This is a genomic window from Acinetobacter sp. YH16052 (genome assembly GCF_013417155.1).
In the GTDB taxonomy this organism is placed as follows: Bacteria; Pseudomonadota; Gammaproteobacteria; order Pseudomonadales; family Moraxellaceae; genus Acinetobacter.
The window spans coordinates 34,378-54,546 of the sequence record NZ_VPEO01000004.1 but is presented as its reverse complement, the minus strand read 5'-3'; the positions used below and the strand labels follow the sequence as shown (position 1 = coordinate 54,546).

Here is a 20,169-nt window from a genome sequence, read left to right as displayed (position 1 = left end):
AACTCACTGTACTGCTTCAGCTAATTCAAGTCTTATGATGATGCATCCATCTTCAGAGAACAAACCAATCACACGTGGATACAACCATAATCCATAATAATCAATATGTTGCTCTTGCAATATCAACATAACTTTGCCAACACTGGTATCATTTTTTTCGCTACAAACCACATCCACAATGCCATGTTGCACCAATTGTTGGTGTATAACGGAAACTTCCCCCTCAAAAACCACTTGGGCAATATCTTCAGCAAACAATTGTTTCACCAACAACCGCTCTGTAAGATTTTTAGGATTAAATTGATTATAGAAACTCATTTCTGAATCTCTCACCACCTGCCCTTTTGGCCACAACAAACTTTGATAACTGCAATGTAAATTAAAAATATCTTCCGATTTTTTAGTACTAGACTGTGCAAAAGCTGCAGTATGGGTAAATAGATTTAATGCCCACTCTAAACCAGTTTTTTGTTCTAAATCTACCCATTGGTTTAATAAAGCCAGTAATTCCGTATCCGATTCAGTATTACTACCCGGGCGTAACACACGAGAATATAAAAGATTTAAAAAACTTTGACTCAAAATAAAGCCCTGTTTTGACAGTTTTTCTTGTAAAGTCTGATTAGCATGTTTACGCTGTTGATGATCTTCAGCCTGTCTAACTTCAGTAAATAATAACTGTAATTCTGCTGATGTTGGTAAGTCTCGTAATAATTTATACAAAGACGTATCCACTTGTTCATATTCTCCCGCACGTAAATGCTTCATAAATACATTTAAAATACGGCGTGGATCTTCCACATATAAATCAGCCAAGCTGGCAATAATGCCACAACCACCTTGTTCCGATTCGGTCAACCAGACATTGACCTTTTCATCAACATGCTCAATATCCACCAATACTGCACGTTCATCGGCATCATTTAATAACGTAAATAAAGTTTGATTACAAACTGCAGCTAAGGTATTTTCAGTAATTTTACGGGCAAATTCAATGAGTTCTGGCAAGTCTGAAATTGGCTGCCATAAAGCACTTGCAGCTTGGCTAATCTCATTAATAACCTTAGGGTTCTGAAATAATTCAATGAGTTCAGTTTGTAGTCTTTGCTCAGAATCATCATTTTCAATGTCTGAATGGAACAAGCTATATGGGATATCCTGTAAAACAACTTGTCCTTGTACTGTGGTCAATTGATTCACTGCATAATGTACAATCGAGTCTACATCTGCAGGGGCATTGCTCATTTGTGTTGCCAAAGCTGCCATGTAGCATTCATATACCCAATTAGCTTTAAAAACGTTATTTTTAAAGCTTTTACACTGATTTAAACGCTCTTTAAATAATAAAATACGTAAGGATTGCTGTACTTTCTCTTCTTGTAAAATACGGATAATATCCGCATCATTCAGTTCAAAACTAAAGCAAATGCCATCTACCCATTGTTTTGTGCCAATCGCTGCTTTAATACCTTGCTTATGCCAAATAAACTCAAGATGCCGTTGTTCACCACTTTTAAAATCTAAAGTGGCCAGCGTGGTATGGCTATAACGTGTGACTTCAACAGGGCTGGCATGTTTGTGCAAACAGAATTTAATGTGCTTTAAATATTTAGACCATACACCTTGTGGTGGTGGTTCCACAATCTCTGAAAAATCATGAAAGTTTGCCAACCATTCTACTGCAGCATTACTTTTATCTTTTAAGTTAAATTTAAAATCTAACACTTGCGTACGAACTTCTTTGGGTCGATAAATATTAATCACTTGCTGATCTGAAGTGATTACTGTGCCTTCATCATGCAAATCTTCGCCAAAAGCATCCGTCATTTCAAAGAGATATTCACCATCAAATACCGTTTTAGGATTAAAATTCGATGGAATAAGCCAATCACAACCGTTCCATTGAATGGCATATCGCTTCGATAAACGCCCTGGAGCAAACTCACGCATGCCTTGGTAAAAACCCAAACTTTCCCATTTTGGATATTGACCACGACTTAAACCAATATTGACATCAGGTACATTTAAATCGGCAAACAAAGCTTCAGGAATATATTCGGGTAATGGTGAACTTGCTTTAGGTACACCCGCCCATTCTATATTGTGCACACGCCAATGGGTTTTCAACTGACGTAGCATACTTGGAATCACCGACAACATAATAGACCGTGGAGATTCCCACAGCAGTTGATCCACCACATCATCTTCAACTTTTAAAGCATATTTCAAGTAGGTCTTAAAATTTTCAAATTCAGTTTGATCATCTAATAATTGTTCAATTTTTTCCGTCACTGTTGCCAATGCTTTACGTGGTGTTTTAGGATTTTGATCTGTACGATACGTTGGATATTTAAAGACATTCCAAATTGATTTATCGCCTACATTAACCCTTAAACTCAGCCAATCGAGCAACACCAAAGCAGCTTGCATCTTTTGAATATGACGGTTATCTAATGGCAAACTACGGCGTTTAACTTGCGGATTAATCAATTCTTCATAGCGTTGAAAGATATAACGATCTCGACCAAATTCTGACAAAACTACAATTAACCACGGACGCATTTCTCGAGAACGTCCAGCTCGACCTTTACGTTGTAAAAAAGAGGCAACACCACGAGGTGCTTTATGCTGAATCACTGCACCCACTTCAGGATCATTAAAACCAACTTCTAAAGATGCAGTCGCAACAATCACTTCGGCTTGGGTATCTACACCACTGTCTTGGCTTGAGGTTCGACCTAAAACTGCCCGATCCTGATGAAATTGATGACCAATTTGGCTAGCAATCCGCCAATCCTGCCCAAAACTGATTTGTTTATATTTGCGTTTTTCTTCAATATCATGATTGGCACGTAAATCTGATAAAGGCTTTTGATCCGGATTTGGTAACAACCCACCATAACGATATTTCAAACCCTCAGCATCCACTAAAGCATGAAATAAACGGTTATTAATGTCTAAATCATCGGTAAAAATAAAGGTTTTATTACCCCAAACTCCAACTGATTTTTTTTGCTTATTGTCTAAAATACGTTTGGTCAGCATTGCAGTTTGAATCGTGGTTGATAGTAATGCCGTCTGTGACACAGGATCACCACGTAATAACAGGATATATTCTGCTCCTTCATCAACCATTTCTTCTCGACTTGGTTCGAGTAATACCACTTGATTACTCTTTGCACCAATTAAATTGGCAAAGAAATTGGCTGCATCACTCAAAGTTGCCGATAAACCTACAAAATGTGGTTTCGCTTGGCTCATTTGTAACCAACGTCTTAATAAATACGCAGTTTGTGCTCCAGTCGTACCTTCATAAGTATGGACTTCATCCATCAATACCATAATAGGCTTAGCTGATGCATAGCCCACACCATACAAATGCTGTAATTCAGGATTAACCAAATGCCTATTTAACATTTCGGTGGTCGTAAATAAAATATCAGGTGGCGTATGTCGCTGTTTTTCTCGGGTCAATAAAACTTCATCTTCAGCTACAGTAAAATGACACTTACTACAACACAACCTCTCTATGCCGTGTTCTACATCTACCAAGCGCCATTGCATTTTCCCCTGACAATTTGGCGTTGTACAATGTAAAAAATCAAAATTACCTAATGATTTTTTGTCTTTACGATCTTGGATTTCTTTAGTTACCGATATCGGTGTTACCCCAAACATAGTACCGATACGCAGTTTTCGACCAATTTTTTGTTGAGTATAGTCATCTAACTCACGACATTGTTTCCACGTTTCATAAAACTGATCTTTGAGTAATTCTTGCCGTGGATAAATCGCAAGAATTTGTACACCAGAAGCCTTGTAATAACATAAGTTATCCACCAAGGCGGTTAAACCCGGCAAATAAAAGGACATGGTTTTACCACTGCCCGTTCCTGCACAGACAATACTGCCCGTAATAGACGCAGAATCTTTCGGTTTTCTGGCTTTAATATGGGTATATTCAGTCAAAATCCGAGATAAAGAGCGCTCTTGGAAGCCCGACAGTTTAAATTTATCTTTTAATAAACAATCTAATATAGGCACAAAGCGTTGACCTAAACGCTCGCCCAATTGTTTTTTAATATCAGCAGGTGCTAAATCACGGCGTGGGTAACTGCGTGGACGGCGTACAAAACGAAAATCAGACACCAAGGTTTTGCTGTCTTCAATTTTTTTACTCCAAAACAATTGGCGTTGCAATTTAAACAAATGTACCGATTCTGCCATGCGTGTACGATAAAAACCTGAATTGGTCATGGCTTTTTCGGGATGCGGAATTTCAATCAGCATGGCACGATCATGCGTCAGGCTAAGAAAAACATCTTCAGCAGTGACATCCAAATTCAACGATTGTCTTTGCACCGCAAATTGATTTAACACTTGACGAATCGTGACCAAAACTTCTGTTTGTGTAAAAAAACTTCCCGTATCGCCCCAAGCGAGCATTTGTATTTCATACTCTTCAAATTTATCCAAACATGCTTTTAAAAGTTCATTATATTCTGGTGTATTTTTACTAATCACTTAAGTATTCCATTGGCGTTGTACGATAAAACTATTTAATAAGTTATGGGTATATAACCATTGAAATACTTCAGGCGTCACAATTTGTAAGTTTACTGTACTAGTTGATTGTTTAAACTGTGCAAAAAATGCTTGTACTGCTTCAGGTACATCAAACTGCATTCTGCCTTTTAATGCATAAAGTTTTTTAGATGTCTCCTGTAAAACCTTTACATCACCCTCATATACAGGCAGTGTTTTACTTTTACTTTCAAATTGTTTAAATTGTTCAACATAATCAAAATAAATTTGAGACTGCCCCGGAATATGAGCAATCCCATTGAGCAGCGTTTTTTCTACAAAAAACTCATTTTTCAAATTTTGCGAATAATCTTGCCAGTGTTTTTGCAATGCTTGAGCAAATTTTTCATGACAAGAAGCAAGAGATTCTAGCAACTGAGAAAAACTTTCTTCTGTACGTAACTGTTCTTTGTCTTTTTGCCAAATATTTTTGACCGTTTTAAGCAAGCTTAGTAAATACTGGAATTTTTCTTGTAGTTGGTGTTCAAAATGCGTATGTACTTTTAGAATACGGTAGGTATGTGCCAGACTTTGAATCATCTGTACATCCTCAATCATTTTTTGTTCAATACTACGACAATCTTCAATTTTGATCGCAAAACTTTGAATATTTAAGTTTTTATCAAGCTCATCTGCATAGGCTGTAATTTGGCTCATTAATGACATCATGCGTGTAATCCTTGTATGGTGTGTTCTAAGTTATCCAATAAGTGCGTGACTTTCTGCCGCTCACTGTCTAAATTTTCTGCACCATTACTATCATTAACTGCTTTAATCTGAACATAACTGTGTTGATAAAATTCTTGCCAATAACTCACAAACCGCTTTACAGCCTCTAAATAACTCGCATCAATACGCTGGACATGCGCTATCATTTTTTCCCACTGAATCGCTTGCTCTGTATTTAATTCAGTTAATACCGCCACAATGGATTTAATCATTTCCCAACAGTCAGTATTGTCTAAACCCTGGATAAATTTAATAAATTCACGTGCATTAGGTAAAATATTGCTCTGACTTGGATAATATTTACCTTGATGGCTGACTTTTTCAATATTTTTTATCATCAATTTTAAAGCCAAACTGTAGTTTTCACGTGTACCAAAATCTAGACGTACAAATAGCGCTTGTAATTCCTTCTGACCAGACTGAATTTTTCGAATGATGGCTGGAAAAATACTATGGATTTCTACACTTCTTTCAGCCTTTCTAAATAAATCTAAAGCTAATTTACCTTCATACACATGATCATTTTGTGCAAAGACATCTAACCACGCATTACGTAAGTTATCCCAATCATTTAATGACTCACGTAATCCATCAAACAATGCCATATTGCCAAAATAATCGAGTTGATTTTGCTTGAGTAATAAAGCCTCTAATTTTTGTTGTAAGTTATCCGTATGTTTCCATACACCTAAACGATAAGCAGCTTCTATCTGTGATTTCATGACTGCTTCCGCTTGATGACGCATTTCAACCATAAATAGTTGCAAAGATGATGTCACCCAATGCATGCTAAAATTTTGATAAATCAAATAATCTCGATAACCTTCAGGATATTCCCAAGCTTTTAAACCTTTTTGCTTAGCTACATAATTACGCAATAAAGCAGAACTAATACTTTGTATTTCCGCTAAACGCACTTCATTTTTTAAATCATTAGGATTAAAGAAACTTAAAATACTACCAGGTAAATTTGATTGCGCATTTGGGATATCAATATATATACGTTTACCATTTTTAATTTTATCTTTTAAAATTGAGGATAAATTAAAACTTAGCGCATCAGTATTTTCATACAAGCTAAACATTTGCTCTAACTCTTGACGCAAAATTTTTGCTGTCTCTTGATCGAGCATGGTGGCATTTCTAGGCTGCAACCATTTTTCTAATAATTGATCAATTCTTTCAAATTCAATCTGTAATGGATCTTTCTCTTGGGATACACTCGCGTGTACCGTATTGTGCAACGGTTGAGCAGTGATTGTGAGATCAATAGGCGTGGTTGTCGCTACAGGTGCAACAATAGCGCTACCTTTTTGCTCATAATGTTGCAAAAAATTTGCAAAATCAGTTAAGCCAAATGCGGATGCAATACGATAATCTAAACGACTTGCCAATTCATTTATTGAACGGCTTTCATAGCCCCAAATGGCAGCTACAGTAACACTGCGTGAAATATCATCAAAACCATTTAAATAACCACGTACCGTCGGTGAAATGGTAATTTCTGCAAAATTGGCAAATGGAAATGTATGTTGCTCAAAATCAGTTCTATTGTTTTTTAATATCTTTAAAACGACTTGGTTTAAAATTTGTCTTGGATTGAACTTAATCTGGTTATCTTCAAGACAAAATTTATTTGCCAATGCCATAATCGCATTGTGATTAAATGGGAAAAGCGGAATCTTTAAATCTGCGCTAAATCCATAAGCCTTCACATTATCATCTATTTCTGCCTCAGCCCAAATAGGTGGCCATGTTTGATCAGATTGAGTTTGCCATTGTTGTAAAAGTGCCTTACTGCCAAAACGTGCAGCATTTAAATAACGTGCCACAAATTCAACAATACGTTGATTTAAACGCTCACCATCATCCACTTGATCACTGATATACCATTCATAAAGCGCACGGGTTTTAATGGTACCTTGACGACGTAAATAACCCGAATAACCATCTGTTACTGCAATCGCAGAACGTAATACACACAACTCTTGCTCACCATCGGTGATGGACTCTTCTAATAAACTGTCAATGAGGACATCTTCAATGGCTGAGATTGCAGCCATATCCTCCACCAACACCACAAGGGTTCTGTCTTGTTGTTTTAATAAACGGCGAATATCTTTAAATAAATCGACAAAACTACCACTCGAAAAACTAAATAATTGTTTAAATAAAGCTTTATTGGCATCAGAAAGTACATCATTTAATACTGTTGCTGCCTCTTCCCGTGCAGATAATATGGTATTTAATCTTACATCTTTAATATAACTTCGAGCTCCAATAGATAAATCATCGGCATTTAAACTAAAATCTAAGTCACTGGCATGTAATTGATAATCATGTTCTGCCAAATCATGTGCAGATGCCCCTGCAGTTAAACGCTCGGCAAATTTATAAATACAATGCGTGGGTTGCAATAAAAATTGTTTAAAATGTGGATCGGTAATTAATTCCGATAAGCCTTTATTTTCCATCGTATGACGACGAATTCTTGTTAAATCTGATTGCTCTTGTAGCGCAATTTGTTTTCTTAATTCAGGGTTTGTCCTAATATCTAAAATACGTGCATCAACCTGCGTTCGCAAGTTCACCAATTGTTGTGACATAAACGTGAGTAGTAATTCTGCCACATTTTGTGTAGAGAGTTTCTCACCGACTGTACTGATATTTTGTCGTGCTTTTTCAAAAATTTCACCTTCTAAGCCTGCCAATAACAACTCTAATACTTGGCGTAAACTGGCATTTTTAGGAATACGCACGATATGCCAATTTTGACATTCAGGTTTTAATTTTAACTGTGCATTAATCCAACGAATTAGATGTGATTTTCCGACACCTGAGCGCCCAATAATCGGAATTGGACGCTCAGTTTTTAAAAAATCAGCCAATAAATCTTGTTCGGTTTTTATGGTTGTAGTATCACTACCAATGCGACTCAGATGCATCGGCTCATGTACTGCTAATAACACATGTTCAGGAAGTTCTTCAGCTTCGGTACGAATACATTGGGCAATAAACTGCTCGCTTGGCCAAAATTTTTCTAAGTTCATACGATACTCCTAAAGCTTACTGTGCTGACCATTCTGGCAGGCATCCCTTGTGGTAGTTGCAACTGCATAGCCTCAATATCATCTGATTTTTTCTCAAATTTAATTTTATTCATGGCTTCTAAACGCAGCAAGGCATGACTCAACGCGGCACTGATTTGATACTGTTGCTCTACTGATGGTTCACGTAACGCATCGCGCAAATATTCGGTAAAACGTCCATGCTTAAACATAGGCAAATGCTCAGCCAGTTTTAGTATAAAATCTTGAATAGGAAGGCTATTTTTCTCGGAAAAAATCAGTTTTAAATACGGCAAAATTGCCCGTGTTGGGTCTAAAATATATTGATTTTGAGCGTCAGGCTCAATAAAACCTAAAAATTGTGCCCATTTAATAAAATGCCCGGCTTCATTTGACTGGTTAACCACACGCTGTAACTGTGCATATTGGTTAATGGCATCATAAACATTGGATGAACTTCCCCCAGTTAAACGCTCCCCACCAATAAAGCTAAAACGATCTTGCTGAATTAAACAACTTAGAAATAAAACAAAAGGTTCAACCCCATTGCCCTCTAGAAAAGCTTGTTGATCTGTGGTTAGTTGGATAATTTTTTGTAAAACTCTAAATTCTAAAGTTTGTTGTTCATCTTCAGGTTTAAAAAAAATCTGTTGCTGGGTCTCATCTAAGCCCCAAACTTGATACTTCAACCAAAAATCAAGATTCTCTTGAAAGCGTTTTGCTGCACCCTCAGTTTTTGCCAAACTATCAGGTCTAAGTTGCTGTTTTAATTGTTCTAAAGTAATACTTTTGTCACGATTTTTTAGCAAATATTGATCAATAGTAGATAAGATTAAAATACTACAGCCGGGATGGGCATTATTTACAATCGACATTTTTATCTTCCTCTATTTTGAAAATCACTTAAACTTTGGCTATTGGTTTTTGTTGCCCACCACAAACGATGCGGGGACTGGGCATCAGGCAAATTGTCAGGGGCAACAATAATTTGTAAAGGTGCATGCTGCACTGTACGTAATTGTGAAAAGTCTTCTGTCGGTAAAATTAAAACCAACTCAGCGACACCAATAGCTGGTTCATCAAAGCTAATGCCCGCCCAAAAATGAGATTGAATCAATATCCCTAGTATCGTGAGTGTTTCTCTTGATGCCCGTATTGCCCCAATGGTTTGATTTTGGATCAATCTTTCAATCCAATCTTTCCAACCATGTAAATACAATTTCTTCATTTGTATTGTTAAAGGTCGAGTTGCTGGATAATAAAGATATTGAATCTCATTAAATAAATCATTTTCTACTAAACTTGAATGATAGACATACTGACCTAAGGTTGGTGTAAAAACCGTTTTACCCTGCTTTTGGCATCCTGGACATCCACCACAACTTTTTTCAGGTAAATTGCCATCTAAAGCATAAAATTGTTGTAGATATTGGCATAAGGGTGTTTGTGGTGCTTGTAACCACTCTAGTAACTGCTGTAGTTGTAAACGCTGTTGTTGTTTCTCAATTTTACGTTGATTGCCAATACCATTTTGCCATGCATTTTGATTGACATGACTATCTTTTAACACCTTGATATGAATCTGATCTTGATAACCATCATGCCATATTTGCTTTTCTTCTTCTGAAGCATCTGCTGCCAATACTGGCTTTGGCATATACTGCAATTGAATAAAACCCGCACGTTGCATTAATAATAAAGTACGAATATTCCAAGCCAAACTGTAGTCTGTTCTTTTAGCTAGCTCATTTTTAAAGCTTCCTAAAGAAACTCTGAGCAAGTTGTTGGCTTCAATTACTGCAGTTTGGCACATCGCCAACCAATTTTTATGCCCTTTCTCCACACTAATTAATTTGGTTTCCGCCAAATTTTCCGCAATTTTGATTTGCTCTTCATAGTAAATTAACCATGATAAGCAGGCTGCACCATCACGCCCACCGCGCCCAGCTTCTTGATAAAACCGATCCATATTCTCAGGTACTGCGGTATGTAAGACACTATGAATATCACTTTTATCCATACCTACCCCAAAAGCAGATGTTGCTACCATAATGTCAATTTGGTTATCTTTCCATGCTTGAATCAACTTTTCTCGTTCTTGAATTTTAGTTTCACCATGAAATAATCCCACACGTGAAAAACCTAATTCTCGTAAAGTCTGATACCAATCTTCAGCATCATCACGCTTAACACTATATAAAATAATCGGACGTGGCAGTTGTTGTAAACATGCCAAAACTTTTTCGGTATGTTCAAATTTATGTTGGGTTTTTAGGACATTAAATTGAATTTCTGGTCTTAAAAAACCACCATTTACTGATACCAATGGACTTCTTGAATCTTGAAACAGTTGTTTTAATAAATCCCAAGTACTTTGCGCAAACGTTGCCGACATTAAAACAACACGCAATGTCTTTTGATACGTTCTAAGTGAACGTGTCAAAGCTGCTAATAATTGGAATTCTGGACGGAACTCTGTGCCCCATGTATCAATTAAATGCGCTTCATCGATAAAAATCGAATCCAATAATTGATGTTGTGCCAAATCAAATAATTGCGCACGTAATGCTGAAATCGCAATTTCAGGAGAGCAAAATAAGATACGTTGTGTACCTGCATTCATGCGTTGGCGTATGTTTAAGCGTTCTTCTGAAGCTAATTGACTGTGCCAAACATAGCTACCTTGATGATCTAACCCTGCTTGCGACAATACCTCTTGTGCCCGTTGTGCTTGTTCAATGCCTAAACCCACTGTGGGTACAATGACTAAGATTAACCGTTGTTGTGCTTGCAATAAACTTAATGCATGAATTAACAGGGTTTTGCCACACCCTGTAGGCAACTGCACAAAAATAGTACTGTTATTATCAGAGGATAAAATGCTGCGAATCGCTTGGCGTTGTCCTTCACCGTTATAAGCGTGGATATTACACTGCTCAAATCTAGATTGTAAAATCGGATCTAGAGGCAAAGCACGAATAAAACGACGTTTAGCTTTTTGATACACTTCAGAATATGTTACTTGATCTGAAATTAAAGCAAAGTTACCACTATGGTCTTGTTTAATACCTGCCTGTGTATTAGTTTCTGTTGATAAACGTGAATCTACAAAATTGAGTACGCCATATAATTCTGTTTGTATAGCCACACATGCCAATACATCCCGAATAGCATAAGCAAGGTCTAGGCCTGAGCCCTGAGTATCTAAAATGATCTTTTGTAAACGCTGTAAAAATGGGTGTTTAAAATGTGTATATTGTGTAGGTGCTAAAGCAAAATTTAACCCTTTTACCTCCGAGATAAAACGGTACCATATGTCTTGATCTAATAATGACATGAACAACAACCCAACTAAATAATTGAAGTAGCAATAAAAAAATAAATTTATTAAACGTTATTTATCACATTTGTTCTGGTGACAGATAAATATGAGATTGGATACTCACCAAGGTAAATTTTAAACCCTCTACAACATATTTTTCTCTTAAAATGGATTCGGCACGCTCAGAAGTTGTTTCTACCCAATTTTGCCATTGGGTTAAAGAAATTTTAGTCTTGACTGCATCCCATACATCTGGACGTAAACTGGCCTCGTCTAACCAATCTTTTAAACGTACATTGTCATACGCAACAAATAAAAATTTATACAATGGGTGCTGTTCTGATACCACATTACCTTTAAAATCTAACCAAATTTTTTCAATGCGTGGCGCAAACAATTCATCTGCGACCACAAGATTTTCTGCACTATGGCTCACTAACCATGTGCTTTGGAAAAAGATTTGAGGATGTGGCAATTTATGTTTCTTAAATATGCGTAAAATGGCAGATGTTGCACCACGTGCATCTTGCTTCAACAAATTAAAAATTGAATCAACAAAAGGTTGTCCATAACGCAATGGATAGACACTACCTTCTTCTGTGGTTAAAAAACGTCTTGATGGCGACATAATATGAGTTTTCAGCGCTTCGTTATAATCCATGCCCATCAAACAATTTTTTAAAAACCGATCAATATCTAATAATGTCCGTCCACCTTCTTTCACATGACTGTCACTTACAAACCCTAAACGGAACTGCTGCGCATTTACTCGGTATTTTTTAAATTTTAACGCCTCTAGTATCCAACCCAATAATAATTGGGCATCTTCTTCAGCTGTATCATCCGATTGACTAACACTTTTTGCAAAGGCCTCAGCAAGTTTTACCTGATCGTCCATACGCATCAATTCTTCTTGAAAACGCACTTTTTTTAATTCAATCTCAATAAAGCTCTCTGCATCTGCCTGTTGATGATTGCCTAACTTTTGCTGTAATCGCTCAAAGGATTGCATGCCATGCTGTACACTGTCTTTCCATGTTAAAGCAAATTGCTCTTCTAACACATATTGTAAGCTTGCCATGGTGCGATTAAAAATCCCCACCGAATGGATAAGCACACTCACCCAACTGTCAAAGATACCTGAATATGTAGGTACGATTAACCAACTTTCAATCGGTTGTATCCCTTTCACATTGGCAGAATAACGATTTACTCGACCTAAGCGTTGTTCTAAACGGCTAATCGAATGGGTCATGGCATAATGAATCACCAAGCGTTCTGCACCTTGTAGGTTTAATCCATCCTCACCATTAGCATCACATACTAAAATACGAATATCATTTTGATCTTCATTAAATTTTAAATGTTCATCTGCTGCATTATGCTCAATACAATCACCAAACTTATCCGTCAATAATTGATAAACCTCTTGGGATAAAGCCTGATCTTCAACAAATACAATCAGCTTTAAGATTGGTGATTGTGCTAAAGCCTGATAAATCATTTCAATCAACAACTGATCTTTGGCTTTTTGCTCAATCTTTGCCTGTGCAATAATTTCTTGTAATGAAAACTTTTCCTCATCTTCTGTTGCATCGTCTAACTCTTGACTACAACGTTGGATGATCATCTGTGGACTGACCATCAGATCCTTAAACCAAGCGAAGTGTTGCTGCTCATCGCTTGGATACCGCAGTGCTAAATATTCCAGCATCAATTGTTCTAATGACAATTGGCTTGACGCAATTGACCATTGAAATTGACGTGCACCCGCAAGTCCGGGAAATAAAACACTCAATTCTTTACTATCACGACGGTTACGTAACATACGTTCATATAACCGATAATGTTCACCAATATATTGATTTAACGCTTGAATGACTTGCTGACGCTCCTCATCTTCAATCTCTCTGCCATCAAATAAATCAACCAAAGGTCTTAGCTCAGAAATTAAATGATGTAATTGCATATCTTCTAAAAAGTGTGGGCTCAACTCATCTAAAATGCGCTCAATATTCATGTTGTCATTTTCAACAGACAAAGCACCACGTATACCACCGAGCCATTCACTTTGTTCAATTGACTTTTTAAAGTTTTGAATACCTTTTCCATCCAATTGATAATGCTTTGGACTTAAGCAATGCAACATCGCTAAAAAGTTTTTTTCATTACCGTTGAGTGGTGTTCCCGAAAGCAACAATACAGATTGGGCTTGCTCACATGCATGGACTAAACGATGATATGCTAAATTTTGTGTTAAAGATTCCCCCCATGCCCAAGCTGCAACATGATGCATTTCATCTACCACAATCATGGTTTTTGCACTCATTTTTTTAGTTTTACAAAACTCCTGATAACCAAGTACTTGAACCTGAGGATTGTCATTTTCATCCGACGGCATGACATCTTCAAGATGAAATCTGAGTGCTAATTCATTTTGCCATTGCTGTGCCAAACCATCAGGCACAATGACTAAGACTTGGGCTTGTTTTTGCAGGTTCAACACATGATGACGAATCAGAATGCCTGTTTCGATGGTTTTTCCCAAACCAACTTCATCCGCCAATAAATATTTTTGAATAGGATCTTGCATCACACGTTTCACTACAGCCAATTGATGTGCTTCAAGCTCAATACTACTACTTAAGATTGCACCCATCGAACAACAACTCGCACGTTGCCGTGTATAGGCAGCAATAAATTTTTCACGTAAAGGATAAAAGAATGGTGCATCATTGGCTTGCACACTTAAAAAATCAATAGGATTAATCCATTCTTCATGCGTATTTAAGACAAAAATATCTGCAAAATTGGCAATAAGTCGTTCATCTTGACGGAGCATTAACAAATGTTGATGATTCTGATACTCACCAATATAACGTGCACGTTGCCAATAACCATCCTTATACAAAACATAAACCACTTGCTCTGCATATAAAGTATATTTTTTTAAATCTGTAATTTCACAGATTTGCACATTGGCATAAGGCTGTCGAGGAGAATTAAAAAATGCAACTTCACAAGTTTCATTATTCATTTGAATAACTTTACCAACCCCTAAAAATTTTGTAGATACAACTAAATCACCTAAAAGCACACATCCACCTATTCTTATTTTGAGTGTTTGGACATTAAATTTTTTAACAATAATGTCCACATAAAACCGCCTGCAAACTTTGCCAACCATTGTGAAAAAAAGACATAAGGATTAAATACCCCAAATGCTATTAATGGAAAAATAAGAGAATCAGTAAAACCACTAAAGAAATTACTAGTATTACTTCTTTTTATCCATGTCCCTTTAGTCTTATGAAAAACACAATAATCTACGATGCAAGATACAACTATGGCCATAAAACTAGCTATAGCGATATTCCTACTTTCAGCATTTATCAAAAAAGAAATAATACCGGCTATTACTACAATGCTTAGCATCTTTGTCTTACTTAAAGATTCATGCATTACATCTCGTAGAACAAGTTCAGCACCTATCAACAAAAAAGCATTAAGTGGTGTTACCCATAATCCAAAATATGTCGTGCTTAAATTTGCTGCAACAATGACCAAGATGTAACATAACGGTATTATCCAAGAAATAAACAAAACATCACCAGTACTAAATAATTTAAGCTAAATTATATGTCTTATATACAATAGACTTCTTGCAAAAATCAAAACGATCAACGTTTTGTTTGTTTTTTATCCACATTAAAAAGTCATGTTCTATTATCATGAGTACATGAAATATGAAAAAGTAAAGATGCTATCAAATAGTCAGTTTAAACGACTGATTGGAATACAACCCTCACCCTTTTTAGAAATGCTTGAAGTATTAGAGTCAAGCTAAGTCAATACTCAACGAGGTAGACCTTCGAGGCTTTCACTCGAAGACAACTGTTAATGACGCTAAGTTATTGGCGTGAATATCGCACGCTCTTTCATGTTGCTATAAGTTATGAAATCCATGAATCAACTGCGTCCAGAATTATTCATAAAATAGAAAATATTTTAATAAAATCTGATAAATTTCATTTACCTAAGAAATTACCGCATGGAGAAGGGATAGATTGCAATGTTGTTATTGTCAATGCAACTGAAATGACAATTTAGCGTCCAAAAAAACAGAAAAGATTCTATAGCGGTAAGAAAAAACGACATACGATCAAAGCTCAACTCATCATTCATTATGAAACGATGCAGATTATTTCATTAGGTCTTACACATGGGAGTACACATGATTTCCAGTTGTTTAAGGCTCAACGTAAGAAGCAGAAATATCAAGCCTTTATGCTGATTGATAAAGGTTATTTAGGTTTAATTCGTTTGGGGGATAAAATGCCTCATGCCATTCAAGGCAAGTAAAAAGAAGCCGTTAACTTTATTACATAAGCAAATAAATAGGGAAATTTGTAAACGTCGTATTCGAATTGAATACGTTAATGGAAAATTAAAGATCTTTAGAATTCTGGCTACACGTTATCGAAATAGACGCAAACGCATGGGTTTACATCTGAATTTAATTGCTGCGATTTACAACATGGGGTTGGTTAAAAAATGATTTTTGCAAGAGGTCTAATAAAATATTTTAATAAGATTGGACATTTATAACTCTCACCTCCCACGTAAAGTCAGTCTTTTTTTTAGCACCCATCACGAACACAACACACTTATAAAATTCTTATAGTATTCATGATAAGTAAATCAATAAGCTCCGTCTGAGTGATAGACTTTCCTCAAAGTCGATGAAGACTGATAATCAAATACTTATAACATAAATGGTATTTCGCTATGCCTTACCTTATGTTTGAGCATACTGTTAGTTTAGAATCAAACAAAGTCAAGATAATGCCTTGATCTATTTTAAGTAGACTAATTAGTTGTACGATTGAATTCGGAAGCATTCTTCTTCATTAAAAATTAAATTACTCAATACAAATTTGAATACGTTTTGCAACAAAGACGCTAGGTAATTAGAAAAGTCATTAAGGAGTTATTCCCAAAAAATATAATTATTCTCTCTTCCCTGAGCATATGCCCATTCTGCAACCTTATGTGATCGCTCTTTATCCGTTAAAAAACCTAATACTGATATCCGATCTACAATAATCAAATCTTGTTCCTCATTACGTTCTTGCCACTTATGCAAAAAATGATTAGAAGCGAGTAAATTACTTTTCTTAGAATTACAGTTTGAATCCGCCAACACAAAATTATGCCCTGTATCCGATGGATACATTGACCAAGGGATAAAATGATCAACAGCATAATTCCCTTTTTTCATTGGTTTATTGCAGTAGAAGCATTTACAGTCCTGTAGTTCGAGCAACACATTCGCAACTGCATTCAACTGGTTTCGACTCGGCTCAAACATGAATTGTTCAAGATTCGGTAATTGATTCAAGATTGGCGCATTGCTACTGTTCTTCCGGATATAGTCGATCCAGCGTTTTTGACACAACTCTTCAATAATTGCGCTGAATTGTCTTAAGCAAAACATGACTTGAGGTAAAAGTATGAGCTGCTTTTTACACTGATCAAGTTGATATATAAACTCAAAATTTTGACCATTGATGTTTTGCAGATAACGGACTGGCATCTCTTTAACAGTGCGTGCCACATCTTTAACTAACTTCAACCATACCAATGAATCTCGTCTTAATAATCCAAGCGAAGAATAAATCTGTCTAAGCTCAATAATGCGATTCACAATGGCAGCTTGCTTACCATTATTTTGATTTAAGATCAGTTGTCCTTCATCATTAAAGGTATAAGGCACTGCTTGCTTCCAATACAGTTCAATAAACTTCTCAGAGATATTAGTATACTCAAGTGTCAAACATGCGCTTGTGTCTTCACCTTTCTCGATTGCCAATCGACTTAGGCTAATCAGCAATGCAAATTTATAGGTGCTACTAAAACTACCTGACTGTAAAATCAGCTGAATATTTTTAAGGAACTTAAGCTGTTCCTTCGCAGTAGGGATAAAGTCAGGCATGTTTTTTCCAAAGCAGATTAAGCCATTTTTCTTGTCTATCAGCTCGCTGATCTTCTGTAACCCACTGTTTTAATACCCTACCCCCCTCCAACTGATCTAACAATTCCTGAGCCTGCTCTTCATTTAAGTCAGTAAATACTCTACCTCCTTTTACTCTATCTGCTGATCCATATTTAAAAGACATATAGCAAATACCGCCACGGCGTAATGCAGCATGAATACGTTTTAAAACATCAGGTAATCGGTTACGATCACAATGTAATAAAGAGGCACATGCCCATATCCCATCATAAACATCGTGTATATCAACCTCATAAAAACTTTGCAGCTGAACAGCGATACCAGTCAGTTGAGTCGCTCGTTCGACCAATACTTCAGAGTAGTCGATAGCATCAACTTGATAGCCTCTATTTTTAAAAGCCAAAGTGTCACGTCCTGAGCCACAACCTAAATCCAAAATCCGTGCAGAATCTGGCAGCTCAGCTAAAAATGGTTGGTATATACTTTCCATATCCACATACAACGTGGCTAGAGCAAACTCATCCGCAAACTGATTGTAATAATCTATTGTTTTCATACGTTTAAAATAATGAAAATTTGATTCTATTACCATATCAGAATCGACTTTATTATTTAAACAACGTAAAAATTAACTTAGGCTATTGATGTATTTTTTTCATAAAAAAAGCACATCAGTATTTGATGTGCTTCCATATATAAACTTAAGCACCAAACAAGGCTGCTCGTGCTTCTTCCTCTGTTCGATCCGATTTGAAACGGTTACAGTAAGGATGTAATAAAACTGCATTATCTATATGACCCTCTCCCCCCAATGACATCGCAATCCGATGATCTACTTCTGTCGAAGGAGAATGTAAAAGACCATCACATATACGACAAAAATTATGATTATGAATATTAAATTTTTGTCGAAGAATCGTCTTGGTTGTTAATGAAAATTTATGTGATTTTGGCCTTTCATCTGGTTTTAATTTTTGTACGTAGGCAACAATATCTTTAATCGCTTGCTCATCCCTAATTCCATGAAAACCGGCTTCTAGATGTTCATTAAAATTTAAATAATCGAAAGATTTAGACAAAGCCAAGATGATCGTATTCAGGTTTAATTCATCATCAAAATCGATGTTAATTTTGGAACTAATTTTGATAAATGCTTTATAGACAATTTGCAGTCGATCATGACCTTTAATCCCACTTCCAAATTTACCAACAGTCTCTGTAGTTGCTATTGGAAAATTAGCAATTAAGGTCTCTACACTTTTACGTACACTCGTAAAATACTGAAGTTTATTTTCATTGTGTAATTCTGCAATAATTGCAAACCACGCCAAAAAAGATGTGATTTGAAAACGACCATCTTTAAAGAAATATAATTGAGGATGTAAACCTAAACTGACATTTCGGTTATCACCTTCTGGTTTGGCAATTCTAAATAGAATTGTATAGAGCCCCGATAATCTTTCGTACACTCTTAAAGCCTGGCCATCCGATTCATCTGAATCCATATCTGAATCGTTAGATAGGATATTAAGTAGCTCTGTGACCAATCCAATCCGCTTACCATGCGTTAGGTCTGTATCTAGTAAAATATTTCTAAACAATAAATTATGAATTTTTTCGCCTAAGACAATTATACGGTTAATTTCATTTTCACCCAGATCAATTAAATTCGCTCTATTATCACTCAGATAACAGCATGCATAAATTGCATAGAAAGTATCTCTTCCCCTATTTTTTAAATGGGCCTCTTCCCATCGATCTAAACGCTTTGATTTAGAATTAATGGACTCAAATGCTTTTCTTGCATCTTCAGGTGAACCCACTACATGCATAAATCGAATACTGAGCTTCTCGATATTTTCTTTTATTTTAATCAAACTAGGATCAGTCATTATTTTTTGGAAGTCAGAGCATTCTTTTAGTCTATCCCGAATATATCGTAGATCAGCTTTTTGCTGATCATCAAAGTTCGGAGCACTGTCTACTTGTTCATCAGCAAAATAACGTTTAACCCATGCAACGAGAAGTGAAACTCTATGTCCACCATCAATTACATAGATATTCCCACTTTCATCCATCCAATATAGCACTGTGAGCCAAGTATTAGGATTGGACATACATTCCTGCATAAACTCAACAATTTCTACCAGACGCCAGTACTCTGTAGAACGTTGATTATCTGCTTTATACAGCTGTTCAATAATTTGGCTATTTTCTAAATCTTTTATTTTCACTTCAAAATGCCTAGGTTTAAGAGCATATTGGGTTGGAAAAGCAACCATTGGTTTGCGGTCTAATACATTTTTTAAAATCGTAGTTGTTCCCATGACAGATCTCCCAGTCACGTATTTTGTTAGATAAATTTGATGTGAAGTTGAAATGATCTACTGCGTGAAAATCCACAGTAGACCTAGGAGACCTTCAAGATGTATTTATAGTAGTGTGGCTCA

Annotated in this window: 12 protein-coding genes and 1 pseudogene; 3 read left to right on the top strand and 10 right to left on the bottom strand. The window is 36.2% G+C overall.

Going from position 1 to position 20,169, the window contains the following annotated elements; all coding sequences use genetic code 11:
• Nucleotides 1-3 precede the first annotated feature (3 nt).
• The 7 genes from dpdJ to FTV42_RS03980 all read right to left on the bottom strand — a co-directional run bounded on the left by dpdJ (nucleotide 4) and on the right by FTV42_RS03980 (nucleotide 15,306).
• Nucleotides 4-4,524 carry a protein DpdJ gene (dpdJ, locus tag FTV42_RS04010; RefSeq protein ID WP_218946898.1) on the bottom strand — a complete coding sequence of 1,507 codons (4,521 nt, stop codon included), beginning with the start codon at nucleotides 4,522-4,524 and terminating at the stop codon, nucleotides 4-6.
• Complete coding sequence (locus FTV42_RS04005; RefSeq protein WP_180037559.1) at nucleotides 4,525-5,253, bottom strand: hypothetical protein; 729 nt, start codon at nucleotides 5,251-5,253, stop codon at nucleotides 4,525-4,527.
• The gene (gene dpdH / locus FTV42_RS04000) at nucleotides 5,250-8,363 is read right to left on the bottom strand and encodes a protein DpdH (RefSeq protein ID WP_180037557.1); all 3,114 of its coding nucleotides are present in this window, start codon (nucleotides 8,361-8,363) and stop codon (nucleotides 5,250-5,252) included. The genes FTV42_RS04005 and dpdH overlap by 4 nt, the downstream gene beginning before the upstream one ends.
• Entirely contained in the window at nucleotides 8,360-9,256 is an 897-nt protein-coding gene (dpdG, locus tag FTV42_RS03995; RefSeq protein WP_180037555.1) for a protein DpdG, read from the bottom strand. Before dpdG ends, dpdH begins: the two co-directional genes overlap by 4 nt.
• A 2-nt stretch (nucleotides 9,257-9,258) precedes the next feature.
• Nucleotides 9,259-11,718, bottom strand: coding sequence for a protein DpdF (dpdF, locus tag FTV42_RS03990; RefSeq protein WP_180037553.1), 2,460 nt, complete (start codon nucleotides 11,716-11,718; stop codon nucleotides 9,259-9,261).
• Between the two features lie 64 nt (nucleotides 11,719-11,782).
• Nucleotides 11,783-14,860, bottom strand: coding sequence for a protein DpdE (gene dpdE, locus FTV42_RS03985; protein ID WP_180037551.1), 3,078 nt, complete (start codon nucleotides 14,858-14,860; stop codon nucleotides 11,783-11,785).
• Nucleotides 14,815-15,306, bottom strand: coding sequence for a VUT family protein (locus tag FTV42_RS03980; protein ID WP_180037549.1), 492 nt, complete (start codon nucleotides 15,304-15,306; stop codon nucleotides 14,815-14,817). Before FTV42_RS03980 ends, dpdE begins: the two co-directional genes overlap by 46 nt.
• 291 nt (nucleotides 15,307-15,597) lie before the next feature.
• Between FTV42_RS03980 and FTV42_RS17815 the strand changes: the two genes are divergently transcribed.
• The 3 genes and pseudogenes from FTV42_RS17815 to FTV42_RS17810 all read left to right on the top strand — a co-directional run bounded on the left by FTV42_RS17815 (nucleotide 15,598) and on the right by FTV42_RS17810 (nucleotide 16,261).
• Nucleotides 15,598-15,813: a transposase family protein gene (locus tag FTV42_RS17815; protein ID WP_373683216.1), complete on the top strand. Its 216-nt coding sequence runs from the start codon at nucleotides 15,598-15,600 to the stop codon at nucleotides 15,811-15,813.
• A 15-nt stretch (nucleotides 15,814-15,828) separates the two neighbouring features.
• Nucleotides 15,829-16,065 (top strand): annotated as a pseudogene (locus FTV42_RS03970) (transposase); the annotation flags it as partial.
• Nucleotides 16,046-16,261 carry a transposase gene (locus tag FTV42_RS17810; RefSeq protein WP_180037545.1) on the top strand — a complete coding sequence of 72 codons (216 nt, stop codon included), beginning with the start codon at nucleotides 16,046-16,048 and terminating at the stop codon, nucleotides 16,259-16,261. The pseudogene FTV42_RS03970 and the gene FTV42_RS17810, both read left to right, overlap by 20 nt.
• Before the next feature lie 432 nt (nucleotides 16,262-16,693).
• Here FTV42_RS17810 and FTV42_RS03960 read toward each other — a convergent pair whose 3' ends face one another.
• The 3 genes from FTV42_RS03960 to FTV42_RS03950 form a co-directional block, all read right to left on the bottom strand.
• Entirely contained in the window at nucleotides 16,694-17,698 is a 1,005-nt protein-coding gene (locus FTV42_RS03960; protein WP_180037543.1) for an HNH endonuclease domain-containing protein, read from the bottom strand.
• Complete coding sequence (locus FTV42_RS03955) at nucleotides 17,691-18,275, bottom strand: bifunctional 2-polyprenyl-6-hydroxyphenol methylase/3-demethylubiquinol 3-O-methyltransferase UbiG (RefSeq protein WP_180037717.1); 585 nt, start codon at nucleotides 18,273-18,275, stop codon at nucleotides 17,691-17,693. Before FTV42_RS03955 ends, FTV42_RS03960 begins: the two co-directional genes overlap by 8 nt.
• Before the next feature lie 145 nt (nucleotides 18,276-18,420).
• Nucleotides 18,421-20,046 carry an HNH endonuclease gene (locus FTV42_RS03950; RefSeq protein WP_180037541.1) on the bottom strand — a complete coding sequence of 542 codons (1,626 nt, stop codon included), beginning with the start codon at nucleotides 20,044-20,046 and terminating at the stop codon, nucleotides 18,421-18,423.
• Nucleotides 20,047-20,169: the final 123 nt, after the last annotated feature.

Bases quoted from the DNA above. Each gene is read 5' to 3' on its own strand.
- FTV42_RS03955 (WP_180037717.1), bottom strand. From the start codon at position 18,275: ATGAAAACAATAGATTATTACAATCAGTTTGCGGATGAGTTTGCTCTA.
- FTV42_RS03960 (WP_180037543.1), bottom strand. From the start codon at position 17,698: ATGCCTGACTTTATCCCTACTGCGAAGGAACAGCTTAAGTTCCTTAAA.
- FTV42_RS17810 (WP_180037545.1), top strand. From the start codon at position 16,046: ATGCCATTCAAGGCAAGTAAAAAGAAGCCGTTAACTTTATTACATAAG.
- FTV42_RS03950 (WP_180037541.1), bottom strand. From the start codon at position 20,046: ATGGGAACAACTACGATTTTAAAAAATGTATTAGACCGCAAACCAATG.
- dpdH (WP_180037557.1), bottom strand. From the start codon at position 8,363: ATGAACTTAGAAAAATTTTGGCCAAGCGAGCAGTTTATTGCCCAATGT.
- FTV42_RS04005 (WP_180037559.1), bottom strand. From the start codon at position 5,253: ATGATGTCATTAATGAGCCAAATTACAGCCTATGCAGATGAGCTTGAT.
- dpdF (WP_180037553.1), bottom strand. From the start codon at position 11,718: ATGTCATTATTAGATCAAGACATATGGTACCGTTTTATCTCGGAGGTA.
- dpdG (WP_180037555.1), bottom strand. From the start codon at position 9,256: ATGTCGATTGTAAATAATGCCCATCCCGGCTGTAGTATTTTAATCTTA.